This window comes from Rhizobium sp. C4 (genome assembly GCF_021026315.1).
Classification (GTDB): Bacteria; Pseudomonadota; Alphaproteobacteria; order Rhizobiales; family Rhizobiaceae; genus Ensifer_A.
Window position 1 is genome coordinate 590,022 of record NZ_JAJNCX010000001.1, and the last position, 18,102, is coordinate 608,123.

Here is an 18,102-nt window from a genome sequence, read left to right on the forward strand (position 1 = left end):
TCACTCCTTGTGATCGTCCTGCGGATAGAAGGCGTGAATATCGCCCTCTTCCGGGGCGGAGAACGCGCCATCACCATATTTACGCTGCCAGGCGCGGGCGCCGAAGGGCAGGCTCAGGAGATAGACCACGACGGCCGCCGACAGCGTCTGCCACGGGTAGACGCTGAGGGTTGCGACCAGCAGGACGACACCGAGGATGATGGGCATCATGTAGTTGCGCGGAACGCCGCCACCCGTCTTGCCGGACCAGACCGGCACGCGGCTGATGAGAAGGGCGGCAATCAGCAGCGTATAGGCGGCGGAAAACAGCGCCATCGTGTTGTTCGGCGCGACGCCGAGGAAGCTGACATAGACCGGCAGCAGCACGAGGAAGGCGCCGGCAGGCGCCGGCACGCCGACGAAATAGGACGATTGCCAGGGCGCCTTGATGTCGCGCTCGGACATGACGTTGAAGCGTGCGAGGCGAAGACCGGCGGCGATCGTGTAGATGAGCGCTGCGATCCAGCCGAGCGAACGGGCCTGATCCAGCACGAAAATGTAAAGCACCATCGCCGGCGCGACGCCGAAATTGATGATGTCGGCAAGCGAATCCATCTGCGCGCCGAATTTCGACGTCGCCTTCATCATCCGCGCAATGCGTCCGTCGATGCCGTCGAGGAAGGCGGCAATCAGCACCATCTGAACCGCCATTTCATAGCGGAACTCGATGGCATAGCGGATGCCCGTCAGGCCAGCGCAGATGGCCAGAACCGTGATCAGGTTCGGCACCATCAGGCGCAGCGGGATTTCCTTCAGCCGTGGACCACGGGCTGCATCGGAGCTCTTGGGTGTGGTCACGTCCGGCGCATGTTCCGCCATGGGCTGATCCTTACGTGCGACGGCTGACGACGGGGCCGCGGCCCGTGCCGAATTCGGCCAGAACCGTTTCGCCGGCAATCGCCGTCTGGCCGAGCGAGACGCGGGCGACCGCACCTTCCGGCAGGAACACATCGAGGCGTGAACCGAAGCGGATGAGGCCGAAGCGCTCGCCGGCTTCGAGATTTTCGCCGGCCGTCGACCAGCAGAGAATGCGGCGGGCGACAAGGCCGGCGATCTGCACGACGCCGAGATCGCCATGCTTGGTTTCGATGATCAGGCCGTTGCGCTCGTTGTCTTCGCTGGCCTTGTCGAGCTCGGCATTGAGGAACTGGCCCTCGCGATAGACGACCTCGCGGATGCGGCCGCGCATCGGGGCGCGGTTCACATGGCAGTTGAAGACATTCATGAAGACAGTGATGCGCAGGCGTGGTTCGACGCCGAGGCCAAGTTCGGCCGGCGGGGAATACATGCCGATGGAGGACACGCGGCCATCAGCCGGCGAGATCACCAGATCCTCGTCCTGCGGCGTGACGCGCTCGGGATCGCGGAAGAAATAGGCGCACCACAGCGTGAGAATGAGACCGACCCAGAACAGCGGCTCCCAGATCCAGCCCAGAATCAGCGACGCCACGAAGAAGGCGATGACGAAAGGATAGCCTTCCTTGTGCACCGGGACGATCGTGTTGCGGATCGTGTCGAACAAATTCATGGGTCTCAACCTCTGTCTCTTTACCGCGATTGTCTAGCCCCATCGGGGACAAAGGGCAACCGTCAGCGCGGGGTCATGCACCGTTTGGCCCACCGAGCCAGGACGGGAGCGCGGCAGGCGCAAGGCCGGAACAGGCCGCCTCGACACAGTCGGCGAGGCTGCCGAAGCGGAACTTGCGTCCTGTGAGGCCCGGCCCGTAATGGACATATTTGCCCGAATTCGTCATAATGACGCGGGCGCTTCTCGGAATGACGGGCTCCTCGATCATGCACCAGCAGGTGTCAGTGAGGAACGTGACCCCGAACGCCTCAAGCCGGGCCACGGCGCCCGTGGCTGCCGCGCGCGCGTGCATGGCGCGTCCGCAGGTGACGATGAGGGAGACGGCCTCGTGCTTGCGGCGCCCTTCCGTCAAGGCGGCCAGCCGCTCGATTTCACGGGCCGAGAAATGCGGATTTCCGAGCGAGACGAGATCGATGCGCTCCTCGCCGGCCGCATTCAGTTCTTGCCAGGATTGCACGAGTTCGCTCACGCCGATGCGGATCATCGGGAGACCTGCCGGGTCGTGCCCATCCGCCTCCGGCGTCACGCCAGCGATGTGAAACATGGGGGCGGCCGAAACGGTGGCGAAGGCCGCGCCGAATGCCTTCAGGTCGTCAACGCCGGGCTTGAGGGCCGCAAGGCCGGCAACCAGCGGGATCTCGCTGGCGGCACGGGCGCCGACGCAATAGCCGAGAAGCGGATAGAGCGCATCGTCCGCACCATCGATGCCGGACACGTCGAAGAGCACCTGCGGCCTCCGCTGCGGCTCGAGATGCGGGCCACTCAGCGGCGCGCGGCCGGTCAGCGCGATGCAGAGATCAAGAAAGTCGGGGTATTTGTTGGTCCGCGCGCCGATGACGCTGTTGGCATAGACGACCGCGTTCGATTCCGCCCAGGCGATCTGTTCGCCAAGCACGGGCGCGCCATCAAGCAGATAGGGTGCGCAGGTGAAGGTAGGTTCGGCGCCCATGTCGACATAGGCATCGGCGAGGGCCGCCGCCGCCGCGCCGAAGGCGGGATCGACATTGAGCGATCTCCAGCGGCGATGGTCCACCGAAATGGCATTGAGCGTAGTCGGAACCGCCACGCGGCCGCCAAGGTCGCGAAGCTTCTGGGCAAAGGCCAGCGAGCCGGGACCGGTATAGATGCAGCCATCGATATGGACGCGCGACACGTCCATCAGCGCAGCCGCCCCCTGCAGGCGGGCCATGCGCAGAATGATCCGCATTGCGGCGGCAACGGCCGGCCCCTTTGCGCCTTCCAGCGTGGCGCGATCTTCCGGGGTGAGCGTGATATCGGGATCGGCGGCAGCCCCCTCGCCCGCGTCGTCCGGCAGGTCGGGCAATTGCTCTGCCGTCGGTGCCAGCGCGACGCGATGACCGCTGATGCGCGCATGGCCGCCGGCGAGAACGCAGCGGAAATCCGCCGGAGAAAGCGCGACGACGGGAATGGATTTGCCGAAGATCTCCTCGGCGATGATGACGCCGAGCGTGATGATATCATCGGCGCGCTCGACGATCATCGCCTTGGGCGCATGGCCGCCGAGGATCAGTTCGAGAATGACCGCGCTGCCCGTGCAGGAGCCGCGTCCGCCGGGAATGGCCAGGATGCGGCCGGCGATCGTCTGGCCGCTCAGCGGGTGATGGCGGTCGATGATCTCCCCGGTCGCCGGATTGACGCCGCCCCAGAAGCTCAGCTCGACATCGCTGCCGATGACTGCACCCGTGCAGTGCCCGGCGACGAAGACCGTGCCATCGAAAAGGCCGGTCTTTGTCTGGACGGCCATGCCCGGGGCCTCGTTCACCGCGCGGGCTCCTTGCGGATGACGACGCCGAGATCGTCGCTCTCGCGCACTTCCTTGAGCTTGGCTTCAGCCTGAACGGCCTCGCGCTGGCGGTTCCACATGCGCTCGTAGAGCCCCTTCTGTTCCAGAAGGCCGGCATGCGTGCCGCGCTCGGCAATCGCCCCGTCCTTGAGCACGATGATCTCGTCGGCATTGATGACGGTCGACAGGCGGTGGGCGATGATGAGCGTTGTGCGGTTCTTGGCGACCTCGTCAAGAGCGGCCTGGATTTCCTGTTCGGTGCCGGTGTCGAGCGCGGAGGTCGCCTCGTCCAGCATCAGGATCGGCGGGCTTTTCAGGATCGTGCGGGCAATGGCCACGCGCTGCTTTTCGCCGCCCGAGAGCTTCAGGCCGCGCTCGCCGACCATGGTCTTGAAACCCTCCGGCAGCGAGCGGATGAAATTGCCGACCTGGGCGATTTCCGCCGCCTGCTCGACCTCTGCCTCGCTGGCGGCGGGGCGGCCATAGCGGATATTGTAGGCAATCGTGTCGTTGAAGAGCACGGTGTCCTGCGGGACCATGCCGATGACGGCGCGCAGCGACGTCTGCGTGACATCGCGGACATCCTGCCCGTCGATCTTCACCGACCCGCCCTGCACGTCATAAAAGCGATAGAGCAGCCGCGAGATCGTCGACTTGCCCGCGCCCGAAGGGCCGACAACGGCAATGGTCTTGCCGGCAGGCACCTTGAAGGAAATGCCCTTCAGGATCGGGCGCTGCGGATCATAGGCGAAGTGCACATTGTCGAACTCGATCTCGCCCTGCGCGATCTTGAGATCCACCGCGCCCGGCTTGTCGACGACTTCGGCCTTGACGTCGAGAAGCTCGAACATCTGCTCGATATCGGTCAGGCCCTGCCGGATTTCGCGGTAGACGAAGCCGATGAAGTTCAGCGGCACGGAAAGCTGCATCAGCATGGCATTGATGAAGACGAAGTCGCCGATCGTATGCGTGCCGTTCTGCACCGAGATCGCCGACATGACCATCATGACCGCCGTGCCGAGGCCGAAGATGACGGCCTGGCCGAAGTTGAGCCAGCCGAGCGATGTCCAGACCTCCGTCGCCGCCTTCTCGTAGCGTTCCATGGAGGCGTCGAAGCGCTTGGCCTCCATGTCCTCGTTGCCGAAATATTTGACCGTCTCGAAGTTCAGCAGTGAGTCGATCGCCTTGGTGTTCGCCTCGGTGTCGGAATTGTTCATCGTGCGGCGGATGGCGATGCGCCAGTCGCTGGCCCGCACGGTGAACCAGATATAGAACCACACGGTCATCGCCGTGACGAAGAGATAGGAGAAGCCGTAGCCCCACCAGAAGATGATCGCCGTCAGCAGGAACTCGATCAGCGTCGGGATCGAGTTGAGGATGGTGAAACGGACGATCGTCTCGATGCCCTTTGTGCCGCGCTCGATGATGCGCGAGAGACCGCCGGTGCGGCGTTCCAGATGGAAGCGCAGCGACAGCTGGTGCATATGGACGAAGGTGCGGAAAGCGAGCTGGCGCACGGCATATTGGCCGACACTGGCAAAGAGCGCGTCGCGCAGCTGGTTGAGCCCGGCCTGGACGAGCCGGAACAGATTGTAGGCCAGCACCAGCATGACCGCGCCAAGCAGGATCTGCGGCAGGAAGTTTGGCGCCGAACTCTTGCCGTTCAGCGCGTCCGTCGTCCATTTGAACAGATAGGGCACCATGATCAGTACCGCCTTGGAGGCGATGAGGAAGACGGTTGCCCAAACGACGCGCATCTTCAGGTCGGGCCGCTCGGAGGGCCACATGTAGGGCCAGAGATTGCGAAGTGTCCCCAGCGGATTGCTGTCATCCGCCGAGACGGTTTTCTGTTCGCCTGCCATGCAGCGCCCTGCCCTGTTTGTTTGTTTTTACGCAGTCCCGGACGGAAAACCGGCACCCACTTTTCCTGGAACTGCTTGCCTGTCTGTGTCGCAGTCCCGGACGGAAAACCGGTGCCCACTTTTCCTGGGACTGCTCTGGAATATTTTTGCTGTTTTGAATGCGGAAAGCGCGGCTCCCATCCCCGGGAACCGCGCTTTTCACATAAGGTCTACCGTAGCGGCCTGCAATCCCGCAGGCCCACTTAAATTCAGTGCTTCTTGCGAAGCTCGCGATTGGCCTTTTCGGCATCCTCATCCGATTGCGAGATCTTGCCCGGGACGCCGAAGACCTGGCCGGGTGCAATCCGGTTCGGATTGTTGATCAGATCCTGGTTGGCGAGATAGATCGTGGTGTAGCGCACGCCACGGCCATAGACACGGCGGGAGATCTGCCACAGCGTGTCGCCCTTGCGGATGATGACGCTGTCCTTGCTCTCCTTCAGCGGGGCCTGCTCGATCGACTTCGGCTGATCGGCGGCCGGTGCGGCTGTCGCCGGCGCGTTGGCGGCCTGTTGCGTCGTCGTGGCTGACGCCGCAGCGGAGCTCGTTTCGGCAGCAGCCGGGGCAGCAGGCGCTGCAGGCTTGGCAACATCCGGCATCGCCTCGCGTGCGGCGGCTTCGATCGAGGCGATGGCCGCACCGACGCCCTTCGGATCGTCGCCTGCTGCCTGCAGGAGCTTCAGCGCATCGGCGGCCGACTTGCCGACCTTGGCGGCGAGTGCTGCGACATCGGGGCCGGCTTCGGCAGCGGGCTTGAAATCGGCCAGCGCCTTGAGGGCAAACTGCGTTGCCGAGCGCGCTGCGGCCAGCTGGTCCTTTGCCGGCGTCTTCCCGTCGGCAAACAGGCCCTTGAGCAGGACAAGCGCCTTGGCGGCCTCTTCGCGCAGCTGCTCAAGCTGGCCCATGGCGGGCTGCGAGGCGGCACTTGCGCCATTGTTGCCAGCAGGCTTGGCCGTATCGGCCACGACCGAGACCTGATCTCCGGCCGGGCGATTGAACGGAACCGAGGCGCGAACGACGACCTTCGACCCGGACTGATCCATTAGGTCGGCCCGGATGATGTGATTGCCGGTGGAAAGCGGCATGGTGTTTTCAGCTTCGAAATGGCCGCTGTCGGCGGACTTCGTCGTTTCGATCAGCTTGTCGTCGGCAAAGACCTGAACGGTCGCCTGCGGACGCGTGCTGCCGGCCACGAAGATCTTGTCGCCCTCGATCTCCACCGCATCGATGCGGATGGCGGCGGCTTCGGCGGGCTTCTGCATGGCATCGGCTGAGGCCGTCTGAGCCTGCTGGGCCGCCGGGACCGCCGGCGCGCTGCTCGCCAGCGTCTTCGAAGCGTCAGGCAGCGGCGGCAGGGTCGTTGCCGAAGCACCTGCGGCGGCAGGCTGGGCGTCCGTCGCCTGCGCGACCTTGTTGTCCGCATCGGGCTTGGTCAGAATTCGGCTTGCCTCGCCGGGCTTGGTGACCATGGCGAGCAGCTTGCCGTCCTTGCCATTCGGAACCGAAACGGTGGCGACTTCGGCCGATGCCGACGTCTTGCCATCCGCGCCGGTCGCTCTGAGCACCAGCGAGTGGTCGCCCGGCTCCAGCGGCTTGTCGAGGGCAATGGCGAAATCGCCGCTCGGGCCGGCGACGGCCGAGCCGATGACCTTGTCGCCATCGAGAACCTCGACCTTGGCCTTCGGCGACGCGCCGCCGGCAATCACGGTGGAACCGTCCTTTTCGACGCGCAGCACGTCGAAATTCGGAAGGGTCGCTTCAATCGCGTCGGGGGCTGCCGGCTTGCTGGGTGCCGTGGCGGCAGGCGTTGTCCCATTTCGCGCGGTCTTGTCGCTGAAGAGAGCGGCAATCTGAGCGGCGGCGTCTGCGGCCTTGCCGGCATCCTCGGGCATCGACTTCAGTGCCGAAAGCGCCTTGGTGGCGCTGGCCGAAAGGCCGGTCACCAGACCGCCAACGGTCGCATCAGCGCCTTCCGGGGCCTTGAAGTCGGCAATGGCCTTGAGGGCAGCCTGAAGCTTCGTCTTGGCATCGGCCAGTTCGGCATCCGTCGGCACCTTGCCATTGGCATAGAGCGCGCGCAGGCTCTCGGAGGCGGCACTCGCATCGGCCTTCAGCCGGTTCATCTTCTGCAGGAGTTCGGCACCGGAGGCAGCGCCCGTTGCCTTGCTCGCCGTGTCGACGGGGCTGCCTGCAGGCGTGTTCGCGGCTGGCTGGGTGGTTTCAGGCACCGTCTTTGCCGCATCGCCGGCGACATCCTTTCCGCCATTGATTTGCGGCAGGACGAAAAAGATCATGACGGCCGATGCAATCACAAGCACCAGGATCGCGAGCCAGACGGCGCGATTGTTCTGCATTTCTGTCTCCAAACGAGCGCCTGCGCCGACGTTGCGGGCAGCATATCCCCATCGTTAAAGAGCTAAACTCTTCTCCATGGTTTCACAAGGTATATCAACGAAATCCGGTTAACGAGACGGCCGGTTCTTGACGGGCGGGACGGCGAAAGTCCATGCTCGCGGCATGACAGAAAACAGATCCGAGATTCGAAACATCTGCGTCTATTGCGGCTCCCAGCCCGGACGCGATCCAGCCCACCTTGCTGCCGGCCGCGCACTTGGCAAATCGATTGCCGAACATGGCCTTCGCCTCGTCTATGGCGGCGGCATGCGCGGCATCATGGGGGCGGTTGCCTCCGGAACCATGTCGCATGGTGGAAAGGTGCTTGGAATTATTCCCGAATTCCTGATGGACAAGGAAGCCTCCAAGCACGAACTGACCTCGCTGACCGAAGTCATCGTGACGTCGGACATGCACCAGCGCAAGCATCGCATGTTCGAGGAGGCGGATGCCTTCGTGACGCTGCCCGGCGGCATCGGCACGCTGGAAGAGATCGTCGAGATCATGACCTGGGCGCAGCTCGGCCGCCACCGCAAGCCGATGGTGTTTGCCAATATCAACGGCTTCTGGGACCCGATGCTGAGCCTCATCAACCACATGCGTGGCCAGGGCTTCATCCACACCAGCCACCTCGTCCAGCCGCTGGTGATCGACCGCGCCGAAGACATCGTGCCGGCGATCCTCGCCGCAGGGTCCGGCAACGGGGCGGATCAGGACATCATCGAGAAGCTGTGAGGGCTTCGGTCTTTCGCACCAATACTCCGGCCTGTTCAAAAACAGCCGTTTCGCTTTCGGTGACGGCGGCGTCGAGAACGACGCCCGTCGCCTCCGCAAGCGGCATGATCGAAAACGGCGACTGCAGCCCGACCTTTTCGGCCGTGAGAAGCACCCAGACGTCGCGCGATTGCCGCGCGATCAGCCGCTTGATGGAGGCCTCTTCCGCGTCGCCCGTGGAGAAGCCGGCATCTGCGGTCGCCGCTGTCGCGCCCATGAAAAACAGGTCCGGCCGGATGGCGCCGATTGCCAGTGCGGCATCCGTGCCCACCGCAACCATGGAATGGCGGTAAAGCCGGCCGCCAATCAGCGTTACCTCGACATTCTTCAGCCGCTCGAATTCGGCGGCGATGGTCGGACTATGCGTGATGGCCGTGAAGGCGATCGTCTCCGGCAGCGCCCGGATGAGTTCCGCATTGGTCGTCCCGCCATCGAAAAAGACGGTGCCGCCCGGTTCGATGAGGGTAGCGGCGGCCCGGCCAAGCGCGCGCTTCTCGCCATGGGCGAGCCCCGTTCTCGCCGCGAAATCCGGCAAGGGGCTGGAGAGCGGCAGCGCGCCGCCATGAACGCGCGCCAGCAGCCCTTCGGCTGCCATCTCCCGCAGGTCCTTGCGGATCGTGTCCTCCGAAAGCGCAAGCTGGCTCGCGAATGTCTTGGCGACAATGCGGCCTTCTCGACGCAACGTTTCAAGGATGAGGCCTTTTCTTTCCGTCGTCAGCATGGGTCTTGACTCTTCACGAATAATCACGATTTATCGTATTTAATCGCGTTTATGGAGATATTCAATCCATATCGAGATTTATCGTGACGAGTTCAAAAGGAGTGAGACATGCTGATTCTGATCGCCGGCCCCTACCGTTCCGGAACCGGGGACGACCCGCAGAAGATGGAAGACAATCTGCAGCGGCTGGAAGCACCGTCCCATGCCCTTTTCCGGGCGGGACACATTCCGATGATCGGCGAATGGGTTGCCCTGCCGGTCTGGCGCGCGGCGGGCGGCAAGACCGTCGGAGATGCGCTTTACGAGGAGATTTTCCACCCGACGGCACATCGCCTTCTGCAACTTTGCGACGGCGTGCTGCGGCTTCCCGGGGATTCCAAGGGTGCGGACAACGATGTGCGGATTGCGCGCGAGCGCGGCATTCCGGTCTGGTTCGCGCTGGAGGATGTCCCCGGCGTCACCGCATGAAGATCAGCGCGCTGCCTATGACCACCAGAAACGCTCCCATCCATGCGCCGGGCGCCGGCGCTTCCTTCGTCTTCCACCAGATCAGCGGAAGCTGCAGGGCGGGTGCGGTGGCGGCGAGCGTCGAGACGATGCCGACCTTGCCGCCGGCGAGCGCGTAGAGGATCAGCGTCATGCCGAGCATCATGCCGATAAAGCCGACAAAGGCGGTGTAGGCGGCGATTTTCGGCGTCAGCGGGCCTTTCGGCACGACCATCTCCAGCGGCGCAAGGCGGAAGAGGTTGAAGGCGATGATGGAGATGCCGACACGGTAGAAGGAGATGAGGAACGGGTCGATGCCCGTTTCCATAACGGGTCTGGCGAGGATCGAGCCCGTCGCCTGCCCCGCAGCGGCCAGCAGCCCGAGCGCGACGCCCTGCCAGAGCGGACCCTTGATGCTTTCCCATTGATGCAGCTGCGCGCGGCGCTTGCCGAAGACGATGGCCAGCAGCACGCCGGCAAAGGCCACGCCTGCGCCTGTCAGCGCGAGCGGGGTCAGCGCTTCGCCGAGAAACAGCCAGCCGAGCAGGATGGAGAGCGGCGCGTGCATGGCAAAGAGGATGGAGGTGCGGCGCGGGCCCATGCGGGCAAGTGTCGCGAACAGCAGGACATCGCCGATGAAGATGCCGGCAAGGCCCGAGAGCAGGACCGGGGCGACCTGCCAGCCTTCCAGCCCGTGCCATTTGCCCGTGGCCGTCAGGTAGATGATCAGCATGCCGAGCACCGCGGTCATGCGGTAGCGCGAGAAGGTGTAGGCACCGAGATGGCTAACAGGCAAGGTGGCGAGGATGCCGGTCACGGCCCACATAAACGCGCCGGCAAGGGCGGCCACTTCATGGATAGGCATCGGCTCAGGCCTGCGTTGCCGGCTTGCGCGCGATCAGCGCCCGGAGCATCGGCCAGGTGAAGACGAGGAGCGCTGCCCAGATGAAGGCAAAGGCGAAGAGCTTCGAGAGGCCGAAGGGCTCCTTGAAGACGAAGATGGCGATGATGAAGATCATCGTCGGGGCGATATATTGCATGATGCCGATCGTCGTCAGCCGCAGAAGCTTCGCGCCGTTGGCATAGAGGATCAGCGGCACGGCGGTGACGAGACCGCAGGCGAGCAGCCAGAGCACATCGGCATAACCGGTATCGCCGAAATGGCCCTGACCTTGGGTTTCGACATAGCCGATATAGGCGATCGCCGGAATGGACAGCAGCATGACTTCCAGAAGGAAGCCCTGGTTCGGGCCGACCGGCAGCGTCTTGCGGAAGAAGGCATAGAAGCCCCAGGAGACGGCAAGCCCCAGCGACACCCAGGGCAGACCGCCGGCCTCGACCGTCAGGATGGCCACCGCGCAGACGGCAAGGCCGATCGCCACCCATTGCGAAGGCGAGAGCTTTTCGCGCAGCAGGACCGCGCCGAGAAAAACCGAGAAGAGCGGGTTGATGTAATAGCCGAGCGCCGATTCCAGTGCCCTGCCCGCCGCGATCGACCAGACATAGATGCCCCAGTTGATCGTGATGATCGAGGCCGTGAGCGCCGCCATCATCAGCGTGCGCGGCGACTTCAGCGCCACCTTCAGATCCGCCGTGCGGCCCGTGGCAATCAGCACTGCACCGGCCACCGGGATCGACCAGATGATGCGGTGTGCAATGATCTCGGGCGCCGGAATATGCGAGATCGCCTTCATGAACAGCGGCAGGAAGCCCCAGAGAAAATAGGCCGCAAGGGCAAAGGCAAAGCCCTTGGGGCTGTCGCCGGACTGGAGACCGGAGGCGGGGGTGGAAGACATGCGAAGCGCTCGAATTTAAGTGGGGGTTTACTTTTTCTAGGCGGATGGATCGCAATCGACCAATTCATTCTGGTGAAGTGTTATCCCGCCCTTTGGTGTCGTCGGGGTGGAAACCGGCGACATGCGGCCCCATATGCTGAGGACATATATCTGGAGGATGGCATGAAGACGACGTTGACCGCCGCAGCGATGACCCTCACCATCCTTGCCGCCTCGGGAGCGCCCCTAGCGGCCCTTGCGCAGGTCAATGGCGCGACGGTGAAGGAAAGCGCCGATCCGCCGTTCAAGCTCTCCAGGGTCACCCAGTTCGATTATCCGTGGAAGATCGCCTTCCTGCCCGACGGGCGCATGCTGGTGACGGAAAAGCCCGGCAGGCTCTGGATCGCCACACAGAAGGGCCAGAAGGCGGAAGTTCGCGGCGTGCCGAAGGTGGAATATGAGGGACAGGGCGGATTGCTCGGCGTCTATCTCTCGCCGACCTTCGAACAGGATCGCGGCGTTTACATCACCTATTCCGAGCCCGGCGACGGCGGCTCCAGCCTGGCACTGGCGCGCGCCACGTTGAGCGAAGACGACACTCCGGCGCTCAAGGACCTCAATGTCATCTGGCGCGACATGCCGAAGGGCCATGGCGGACAGTTCGGCGGCGCGGTCGCCTTTTCTCCGGACGGGAAATACCTGTTTCTGGCGGTGGGCGAACGCCAGCGCATGACGCCGGCGCAGGACATGGATCTGCCGCTTGGCAAGGTTCTGCGCCTGACGCTGGATGGCAAGGCAGCCCCCGGCAATCCGTTCGAGACGCGCGAAGGCGCGAAGAGCGTGCCGCTCATCGCCCCGCCGCGTGATACCGAAGCGGCGAAGAAGGCCCCCGTCGTCAGCCGCTACACATTCCCCGACAAGAACCCCTACCCCGCCGAAATCTGGACGCTTGGCCATCGCAACCCTTACGGCCTCGCCTTCTCGCCCGATGGCCGGCTCTGGGGTCTCGAACATGGCCCGCGCGGCGGCGACGAACTGAACCTCATCGAGCCGGGCAAAAACTACGGCTGGCCGCTCGTCTCCTATTCGACGAACTACAACGGCGTTCAGATCCCCAGCCCCGACACACGCCCGGACCTCACAAAACCCGTCATCTACTGGACCCCCGTCATCGCCCCCAGCGACCTCGTCTTCTATCGCGGCGACCTCTTCAAGAACTGGAAAGGCTCAGCGCTGGCCGGTGGGCTGGGCAGCATGACCCTCTCCCGCATCACCTTCGACGGCAACGGCGGCGCAAAGCCGGCGGAGCGCTGGGATGTGGGCTTCCGCGTCAGGGATGTGGAGGAAGGGCCGGACGGGGCGTTGTGGATGATTGCGGACGACGAGCCGGGCGGGCTTTATCGGGCGTTGCCGAAGTGAGGGAGAACTTCAAGCGACCTTGAGCGGTTGATTGGCTTGTTTCGCCAGCAGCAGGATGACCTCCACCAGCGCGTTTCTGTCGCCCGAAAGCGATGTGATTTCAATCGTGATGAGGGTCGCTTTCGCCCGAGGAATGATAATCCGGCGGAGGGCCTGTGGTCCCTTCAAAACGCCCTCGAAGCCGGGCCGCATGTAAAGCGCGACCGAAGTGCCCCCACGGTTTGCGTGGCTCACTCCCGCGCGCAAAACATCGCCCCATTCGATGATACCGTCGGAGACCCGCAAATCGAGAATGCCCTGCCGGCTTATCGTGAGCACACTCGAAGGGTAATTCTTGGCGCAATGCATGTTCCACAACAAGGAATATGCAGACACGACAATGCCGGAAAGGAGAAAGATAAATCCTAAGATCAGGAGCACGCCCCCGATAGGGCCTAGATTTTCCGATGTCAGGAGTGACGGCCAATTCGGTGCGCCCGAAACGATAATCAAAATCAACATGATATTGGCAGGTAATGCCATTATCCATCTCGCCTTTCCCGAACCGGACACACCGTAAACGGCCGGCAAGGTGACAGCAACGGGCGGGATATTTGTTGTCTTGGTCAGCGTGGGGCTGCCGGGAACCCAGATGGTCGATTGATCGTCCTTGATCGTCTCCAACACCCGGTCCTCAACAAGCCTGCTTCACGCTACAAACGCTACGCCACCTTGGTGAAGGCGCAAAATTAAATTCCCGTAATAGTAGAGAGAGGGGATGTATTGCGCCTGATCAAGCGCATACACTCGCGTTCACAATATCGCATCGGACGGATCCAGAATGCATACAATACTCTATGCCAGCGAGCAGGCCAGCGAAACCTGTGTGAGCATCGCATTCTCCCATTTCTGGATCGGCCCGCTGGTGGGACTCGCTCTGTTGCTTCTCGTGCTGCTCCGGGCCCCGAAAGGGACCAGCCCCTATATCCTCCTCTTTCCCTTGGCGGTAGGGCTGTTTGCGGGAACTACGGCGTCCCTCTCACGCACGACAACAACGGTCTATCTCGACGGTACAGAGATCGTTCACAATGCCTGCAGCGCGGGCAAGGCGGAACAGGAACGTGCGCCAATATCGGCCACGCGATCCACTTTCAAGCTCGTCGGAAAGAGCAAGGTTCCCGTTCTTGACATCTCTTGGCCGATGCAGCCGTTCCCACTCCAAATTCCTTTGGATTCCGGTCGCTATCTGGCGAGTGTACAATGGTTTGCGCCAGATCAGGTTGGGGAATATGTGAAGAGCCTGAAGGCGAAGGGCAGTAACCTGCCATGGGGTTTGAGCGATCCAATCACGCCGCGGCAATAGCCCGCATTCTGCCCATTGTGCGACCAAAGGCTCGCTGCACAGTCTCAGACAAGATCATCCAGATCGACATTCAGCGCGTGCGCAATCCGCCGCATCGCAGCCAAACTGCCGTCCTTCTTGCCACTTTCGATCTCGGACAGATAAGGCGCGCTGATCTCGGCCTTTTCCGCCAAATCGCGGGCGGAAAGACCACGCAGGGCACGGTAGACGCGGATCGGGTTTTCACCGGCGATCAGGCGGTTGGCGAATTCGGCGGGCACGAGTTCGTCGCGGCCGGCAGCGATATCGGCCTTCACGCGATCTGCGGCTGCGATATCGGCCTGATCGCACATATCAGCCTCCTGAGAACAGAAACGCGTTACGTCTAAAGTCTCTCAAGATTATGCCGGAACAATTTTTCCGTGCAATAGTGATCGGCCACCTTCTCCTCAGGGGAAAGGGGTCACTCCGCCGCGACCTTCCCGGCCAATTCCCGGTTCTTCATCAACTTGTAGACAATACTATCCATCAGCGCCTGAAACGACGCGTCGATGATGTTGTCCGAGACGCCGACAGTCCACCATCTGGCGCCAGTATCGTCGGCGGATTCGATGAGGACGCGGGTGATGGCTTCGGTGCCGCCATTGAGGATACGGACCTTGTAGTCCACCAGTTCGAGATCGGCGATTTCCGGCTGGTAGCGGCCGAGATCCTTGCGGATGGCGATATCAAGCGCGTTGACCGGGCCGTGGCCTTCGGCCACCGACATGACCGTTTGGCCGTCGATGACCGTCTTCACAACGGCTTCCGACACGGTCTTCAAATGACCATTGGCGTCGAAGCGGCGCTCGACCATGACGCGGAAACTGTCGACCTGGAAGAAGTCCGGCACGGAGCCGAGCGTGCGCCGCGCCAGCAGTTCGAAGCTCGCATCCGCGCCCTCATAGGCATAGCCGGTCGCCTCGCGCTCCTTCACGATGGTGATCAGCGTATCGAGGCGCGGATCGTCCTTGCCGACCTCGATGCCGCGGCGCTTCAGCGCATTGATGAAATTTGACTTGCCGCCCTGGTCCGACACCATGACCTTGCGCAGGTTGCCGACCGTTTCCGGCTCGACATGTTCATAGGTGCGCGGGTCCTTCAGCAGCGCCGAGGCGTGGATGCCGGCCTTGGTGGCGAAGGCCGAGGAGCCGACATAGGGCGCCTGCGTTTCGGGTGAACGGTTCAGCAGCTCGTCGAAATCGTGGCTGAGCTTGGTCAGACCCTGCAGCGCCTCGCGGTCGATGCAGGTTTCGAAGCGCTCGCTGAAGGCCGGCTTCAGGACAAGCGTCGGGATGATGGTCACGAGATTGGCATTGCCGCAGCGTTCGCCGATGCCGTTCAGCGTGCCCTGGATCTGGCGGACGCCTGCCTCGACCGCCGCGAGCGAATTGGCGATCGCCTGCCCCGTATCGTTATGCGCATGGATGCCGAGCCGGTCGCCGGGCACGCCTGCAGCAATCACGGCGGCGACGATCTCGCGGACTTCCGACGGCTGCGTGCCGCCATTGGTGTCACAGAGCACGATCCAGCGCGCGCCAGCCTCATAGGCCGTCTTCGCACAGGCGAGCGCGTAAGCCGGGTTCGCCTTGTAGCCATCGAAGAAATGCTCGCAATCGATCATCGCGCCCTTGCCGGCCTCAAGCGCTGCCTTGACCGAAAGCGTGATGCATTCGAGGTTTTCCTCGTTCGTGCAGCCGAGCGCGACCTTGACGTGATAGTCCCAGCTCTTGGCGACGAAACAGATATGGTCCGACTTGGCGCGCAGCAGTTCGTTGAGCCCCGGATCGTTGGACACCGAGACGCCGGCGCGCTTCGTCATGCCGAAGGCGACGAAGCCGGCGCGGCCGGTGCGCTTCTTGGAAAAGAAAGCTGTGTCGGTCGGGTTCGCCCCCGGATAGCCGCCCTCGACATAGTCAAGGCCGAAGGCATCCAGCATATTGGCAATAGCAATCTTGTCCTCGACGGAAAAATCCACGCCGGGCGTCTGCTGCCCGTCGCGAAGGGTCGTGTCGAAGAGGTAGATGCGTTCTTTTGCCATGGTAAGCTTCTCTAACTGGTCAGTCCGATGGGTAAAACATCCCATCTGTTCTCTTGCGCGTAAGCGGTCGTCCAATTCATCCCCGAAAACCGGGGATCAAACCTGACTCCGCTAACTTCATATTCATCCAGCTTTTCGTTTAAACGACTCTGGCTGAAAATAAAAAACCTATTCGAGGCACCTGCAGGAACGTAAGCAAGCACATAAAATAGATTGTCAGTTGGCTCTTTCTTCTTAATCTGCCAGAAGTTTTTCGACTTCTGGCCTTTGACATCGATCAGAAATGTCTTCTTTCTGTCCGGAGAAAGAACGAACAAATCCGCCAATGGAGTATTGTGCCCCATCGTGAAACCGACATCGCAACCCAACTTGCAGAGCTCGCTCGCGACTGCGAATTGTGCGGCCCATTGGGTTTGATGGCGTGAACCAGCGGCCATTTACTCTTTTCCTGCATATTTGTCAGTAGCGCGGATCAGGCGGTCGAGGATGCCCGGTTCCGAATAGGCATGCCCTGCCCCCTCGATCAGATAGAATTCCGCCTTCGGCCAGCCCTTGTGCAGGCCCCAGGCATATTTGGCCGGGCATGGCATGTCGTAGCGACCGTGGACGATGGTGCCGGGAATGTCTTGAAGCTTATGCGCATCGCGCAGCAATTGCCCCTCATCCATCCAGCCGGCATGGACGAAATAGTGGTTTTCAATCCGCGCGAAGGCGAGCGCGAAATCCGGGTCGGCGAAGGCGTCGGAGGTCGAGGGTTCGGGCAGAAGCGTGATCGTCTGGCCTTCCCATGTGCTCCAGGCAAGGGCTGCGCGCACCTGCTCCTCGCGATCGGTCCCCGTCAGCCGGCGGCGATAGGCGGCCATCATCTCGTGGCGCTCGCCTTCCGGGATCGGGGCGAGGAAGCGCTCCCATTTGTCGGGGAACATTTCCGAGACGCCGAACTGATAATACCAGTCAAGTTCGGCCTTGGTCAGCGTGTAGATGCCGCGCACGACCAGTTCGCTGACGCGGTTCGGATGGGTTTCCGAATACGCCAGCGCCAGCGTCGAGCCCCAGGAGCCGCCAAAGACCAGCCATGTATCGACGCCCATGATCTCGGCGCGCAGCCGCTCGATATCGGCAACGAGATGCCAGGTCGTGTTGTTGTCGATGCTGGCATGCGGCGTCGAGCGTCCGCAGCCGCGCTGGTCGAAGAGGATCACATCGTAAAGCGCCGGATCAAAAAGCCGCCGATGGCTCGGCCCACAGCCGCCGCCCGGTCCGCCATGCAGGAAGACGGCAGGCTTGGCGCCCTTGGTGCCGACGCGCTCCCAATAGACCTTGTGGCCATCGCCGGTGTCGAGAAAGCCGGTCTCGAAGGGTTCAATTTCGGGGTAGAGGGTGCGGAGGTTGGTCATAGGGCGTTTACTCCTGCCGTTTTCAGAATGTGCCGGCATATGTCATCCAGGTGTTTCATCACATCGTCGTTCCAGAAGCGCAACACCGCCCAGCCATTTGCCTGCAGACGACGTGTCCGCTCGGTGTCGTAATTGATCGCGGCATCCAAGCCGTGTTGAGAGCCATCCAATTCCACAATCAGCTTTGCAGACGGACAGGCGAAATCGACGATATAGCCTGCAATCGGCATCTGCCTGCGAAAGCCCAGCCCCATGAGACGGTGTGCGCGCAATTCGTTCCAGAGCTTCAGTTCCGCATCCGTCATCACGCGGCGCATGGATTTGGCGTTGGAGCGGAGCTTGGGCGGGATTTTTTCGTGCGGCATGTCCGTCATTCCCCTGATCGAACGGAAAAGCTGTACCG

The 18,102-nt window shown here is 62.5% G+C and carries 18 protein-coding genes; 4 read left to right on the forward strand and 14 right to left on the reverse strand.

Translation table 11 applies throughout. The features are described from left to right. The 5 genes from pssA to LQK84_RS02950 all read right to left on the reverse strand — a co-directional run bounded on the left by pssA (position 1) and on the right by LQK84_RS02950 (position 7,686). On the reverse strand, positions 1 to 858 hold the full coding sequence (gene pssA / locus LQK84_RS02930; RefSeq protein ID WP_230827091.1) for a CDP-diacylglycerol--serine O-phosphatidyltransferase: 858 nt from the start codon (positions 856 to 858) through the stop codon (positions 1 to 3). 10 nt (positions 859 to 868) lie between these two features. Continuing rightward, entirely contained in the window at positions 869 to 1,567 is a 699-nt protein-coding gene (locus tag LQK84_RS02935; RefSeq protein WP_230827093.1) for a phosphatidylserine decarboxylase, read from the reverse strand. A 73-nt stretch (positions 1,568 to 1,640) separates the two neighbouring features. Continuing rightward, the gene (gene lhpI / locus LQK84_RS02940; RefSeq protein ID WP_230827094.1) at positions 1,641 to 3,392 is read right to left on the reverse strand and encodes a cis-3-hydroxy-L-proline dehydratase; all 1,752 of its coding nucleotides are present in this window, start codon (positions 3,390 to 3,392) and stop codon (positions 1,641 to 1,643) included. Between the two features lie 14 nt (positions 3,393 to 3,406). Then, entirely contained in the window at positions 3,407 to 5,293 is a 1,887-nt protein-coding gene (locus LQK84_RS02945; RefSeq protein WP_230827095.1) for an ABCB family ABC transporter ATP-binding protein/permease, read from the reverse strand. A 248-nt stretch (positions 5,294 to 5,541) separates the two neighbouring features. Beyond that, positions 5,542 to 7,686, reverse strand: a complete 2,145-nt coding sequence (locus LQK84_RS02950; protein ID WP_230827096.1) for a LysM peptidoglycan-binding domain-containing protein — start codon at positions 7,684 to 7,686, stop codon at positions 5,542 to 5,544. Between the two features lie 163 nt (positions 7,687 to 7,849). Between LQK84_RS02950 and LQK84_RS02955 the strand changes: the two genes are divergently transcribed. After that, entirely contained in the window at positions 7,850 to 8,461 is a 612-nt protein-coding gene (locus tag LQK84_RS02955) for a TIGR00730 family Rossman fold protein (RefSeq protein WP_230827097.1), read from the forward strand. On the opposite strand, the gene LQK84_RS02960 is transcribed toward LQK84_RS02955, so the two are convergent. Further along, the gene (locus LQK84_RS02960) at positions 8,445 to 9,221 is read right to left on the reverse strand and encodes a DeoR/GlpR family DNA-binding transcription regulator (protein WP_230827099.1); all 777 of its coding nucleotides are present in this window, start codon (positions 9,219 to 9,221) and stop codon (positions 8,445 to 8,447) included. The two genes, LQK84_RS02955 and LQK84_RS02960, sit on opposite strands and share 17 nt — an antisense overlap. A 108-nt stretch (positions 9,222 to 9,329) precedes the next feature. On the opposite strand from LQK84_RS02960, the gene LQK84_RS02965 reads away from it, so the two are divergent. Further along, the gene (locus LQK84_RS02965; RefSeq protein WP_230827101.1) at positions 9,330 to 9,689 is read left to right on the forward strand and encodes a DUF4406 domain-containing protein; all 360 of its coding nucleotides are present in this window, start codon (positions 9,330 to 9,332) and stop codon (positions 9,687 to 9,689) included. On the opposite strand, the gene LQK84_RS02970 is transcribed toward LQK84_RS02965, so the two are convergent. Together LQK84_RS02970 and rarD are read right to left on the reverse strand one after the other, a co-directional pair. After that, a complete protein-coding gene (locus LQK84_RS02970) occupies positions 9,679 to 10,572 on the reverse strand; it encodes a DMT family transporter (RefSeq protein WP_230827103.1) in 894 nt (297 codons plus the stop codon). The genes LQK84_RS02965 and LQK84_RS02970 overlap by 11 nt on opposite strands. Before the next feature lie 4 nt (positions 10,573 to 10,576). Next, the gene (gene rarD / locus LQK84_RS02975; RefSeq protein ID WP_230827105.1) at positions 10,577 to 11,503 is read right to left on the reverse strand and encodes an EamA family transporter RarD; all 927 of its coding nucleotides are present in this window, start codon (positions 11,501 to 11,503) and stop codon (positions 10,577 to 10,579) included. A gap of 162 nt (positions 11,504 to 11,665) precedes the next feature. On the opposite strand from rarD, the gene LQK84_RS02980 reads away from it, so the two are divergent. Then, a complete protein-coding gene (locus LQK84_RS02980; protein WP_230827106.1) occupies positions 11,666 to 12,901 on the forward strand; it encodes a PQQ-dependent sugar dehydrogenase in 1,236 nt (411 codons plus the stop codon). A gap of 9 nt (positions 12,902 to 12,910) precedes the next feature. On the opposite strand, the gene LQK84_RS02985 is transcribed toward LQK84_RS02980, so the two are convergent. Then, positions 12,911 to 13,564, reverse strand: a complete 654-nt coding sequence (locus LQK84_RS02985) for a hypothetical protein (RefSeq protein WP_230827107.1) — start codon at positions 13,562 to 13,564, stop codon at positions 12,911 to 12,913. A 157-nt stretch (positions 13,565 to 13,721) separates the two neighbouring features. Here LQK84_RS02985 and LQK84_RS02990 point away from each other — a divergent pair, with 157 nt between their 5' ends. Further along, positions 13,722 to 14,243: a hypothetical protein gene (locus LQK84_RS02990; RefSeq protein ID WP_230827109.1), complete on the forward strand. Its 522-nt coding sequence runs from the start codon at positions 13,722 to 13,724 to the stop codon at positions 14,241 to 14,243. 44 nt (positions 14,244 to 14,287) lie between these two features. Here the strand turns inward: LQK84_RS02990 and LQK84_RS02995 are convergent, their stop codons facing one another. The 5 genes from LQK84_RS02995 to LQK84_RS03015 all read right to left on the reverse strand — a co-directional run bounded on the left by LQK84_RS02995 (position 14,288) and on the right by LQK84_RS03015 (position 18,064). Beyond that, positions 14,288 to 14,575 (reverse strand): helix-turn-helix transcriptional regulator, encoded by a 288-nt coding sequence (locus LQK84_RS02995; protein ID WP_230827110.1) that lies wholly within the window; start codon positions 14,573 to 14,575, stop codon positions 14,288 to 14,290. A gap of 110 nt (positions 14,576 to 14,685) precedes the next feature. Further along, on the reverse strand, positions 14,686 to 16,302 hold the full coding sequence (gene cimA / locus LQK84_RS03000; RefSeq protein ID WP_230827111.1) for a citramalate synthase: 1,617 nt from the start codon (positions 16,300 to 16,302) through the stop codon (positions 14,686 to 14,688). 11 nt (positions 16,303 to 16,313) lie between these two features. Continuing rightward, a complete protein-coding gene (locus LQK84_RS03005; protein ID WP_230827112.1) occupies positions 16,314 to 16,739 on the reverse strand; it encodes a hypothetical protein in 426 nt (141 codons plus the stop codon). Then, positions 16,740 to 17,699 carry a prolyl aminopeptidase gene (gene pip, locus LQK84_RS03010; protein WP_230827113.1) on the reverse strand — a complete coding sequence of 320 codons (960 nt, stop codon included), beginning with the start codon at positions 17,697 to 17,699 and terminating at the stop codon, positions 16,740 to 16,742. Continuing rightward, a complete protein-coding gene (locus LQK84_RS03015; RefSeq protein ID WP_230827115.1) occupies positions 17,696 to 18,064 on the reverse strand; it encodes an endonuclease domain-containing protein in 369 nt (122 codons plus the stop codon). The genes pip and LQK84_RS03015 overlap by 4 nt, the downstream gene beginning before the upstream one ends. Positions 18,065 to 18,102: the final 38 nt, after the last annotated feature.

What these genes read in the sequence shown, in the direction of transcription:
- pssA (WP_230827091.1), bottom strand. Translation starts at nt 858, where the DNA reads ATGGCGGAACATGCGCCGGACGTGACCACACCCAAGAGCTCCGATGCA.
- LQK84_RS02935 (WP_230827093.1), bottom strand. Translation starts at nt 1,567, where the DNA reads ATGAATTTGTTCGACACGATCCGCAACACGATCGTCCCGGTGCACAAG.
- lhpI (WP_230827094.1), bottom strand. Translation starts at nt 3,392, where the DNA reads ATGGCCGTCCAGACAAAGACCGGCCTTTTCGATGGCACGGTCTTCGTC.
- LQK84_RS02945 (WP_230827095.1), bottom strand. Translation starts at nt 5,293, where the DNA reads ATGGCAGGCGAACAGAAAACCGTCTCGGCGGATGACAGCAATCCGCTG.
- LQK84_RS02950 (WP_230827096.1), bottom strand. Translation starts at nt 7,686, where the DNA reads ATGCAGAACAATCGCGCCGTCTGGCTCGCGATCCTGGTGCTTGTGATT.
- LQK84_RS02955 (WP_230827097.1), top strand. Translation starts at nt 7,850, where the DNA reads ATGACAGAAAACAGATCCGAGATTCGAAACATCTGCGTCTATTGCGGC.
- LQK84_RS02960 (WP_230827099.1), bottom strand. Translation starts at nt 9,221, where the DNA reads ATGCTGACGACGGAAAGAAAAGGCCTCATCCTTGAAACGTTGCGTCGA.
- LQK84_RS02965 (WP_230827101.1), top strand. Translation starts at nt 9,330, where the DNA reads ATGCTGATTCTGATCGCCGGCCCCTACCGTTCCGGAACCGGGGACGAC.
- LQK84_RS02970 (WP_230827103.1), bottom strand. Translation starts at nt 10,572, where the DNA reads ATGCCTATCCATGAAGTGGCCGCCCTTGCCGGCGCGTTTATGTGGGCC.
- rarD (WP_230827105.1), bottom strand. Translation starts at nt 11,503, where the DNA reads ATGTCTTCCACCCCCGCCTCCGGTCTCCAGTCCGGCGACAGCCCCAAG.
- LQK84_RS02980 (WP_230827106.1), top strand. Translation starts at nt 11,666, where the DNA reads ATGAAGACGACGTTGACCGCCGCAGCGATGACCCTCACCATCCTTGCC.
- LQK84_RS02990 (WP_230827109.1), top strand. Translation starts at nt 13,722, where the DNA reads ATGCATACAATACTCTATGCCAGCGAGCAGGCCAGCGAAACCTGTGTG.
- LQK84_RS02995 (WP_230827110.1), bottom strand. Translation starts at nt 14,575, where the DNA reads ATGTGCGATCAGGCCGATATCGCAGCCGCAGATCGCGTGAAGGCCGAT.
- cimA (WP_230827111.1), bottom strand. Translation starts at nt 16,302, where the DNA reads ATGGCAAAAGAACGCATCTACCTCTTCGACACGACCCTTCGCGACGGG.
- LQK84_RS03005 (WP_230827112.1), bottom strand. Translation starts at nt 16,739, where the DNA reads ATGGCCGCTGGTTCACGCCATCAAACCCAATGGGCCGCACAATTCGCA.
- pip (WP_230827113.1), bottom strand. Translation starts at nt 17,699, where the DNA reads ATGACCAACCTCCGCACCCTCTACCCCGAAATTGAACCCTTCGAGACC.
- LQK84_RS03015 (WP_230827115.1), bottom strand. Translation starts at nt 18,064, where the DNA reads ATGCCGCACGAAAAAATCCCGCCCAAGCTCCGCTCCAACGCCAAATCC.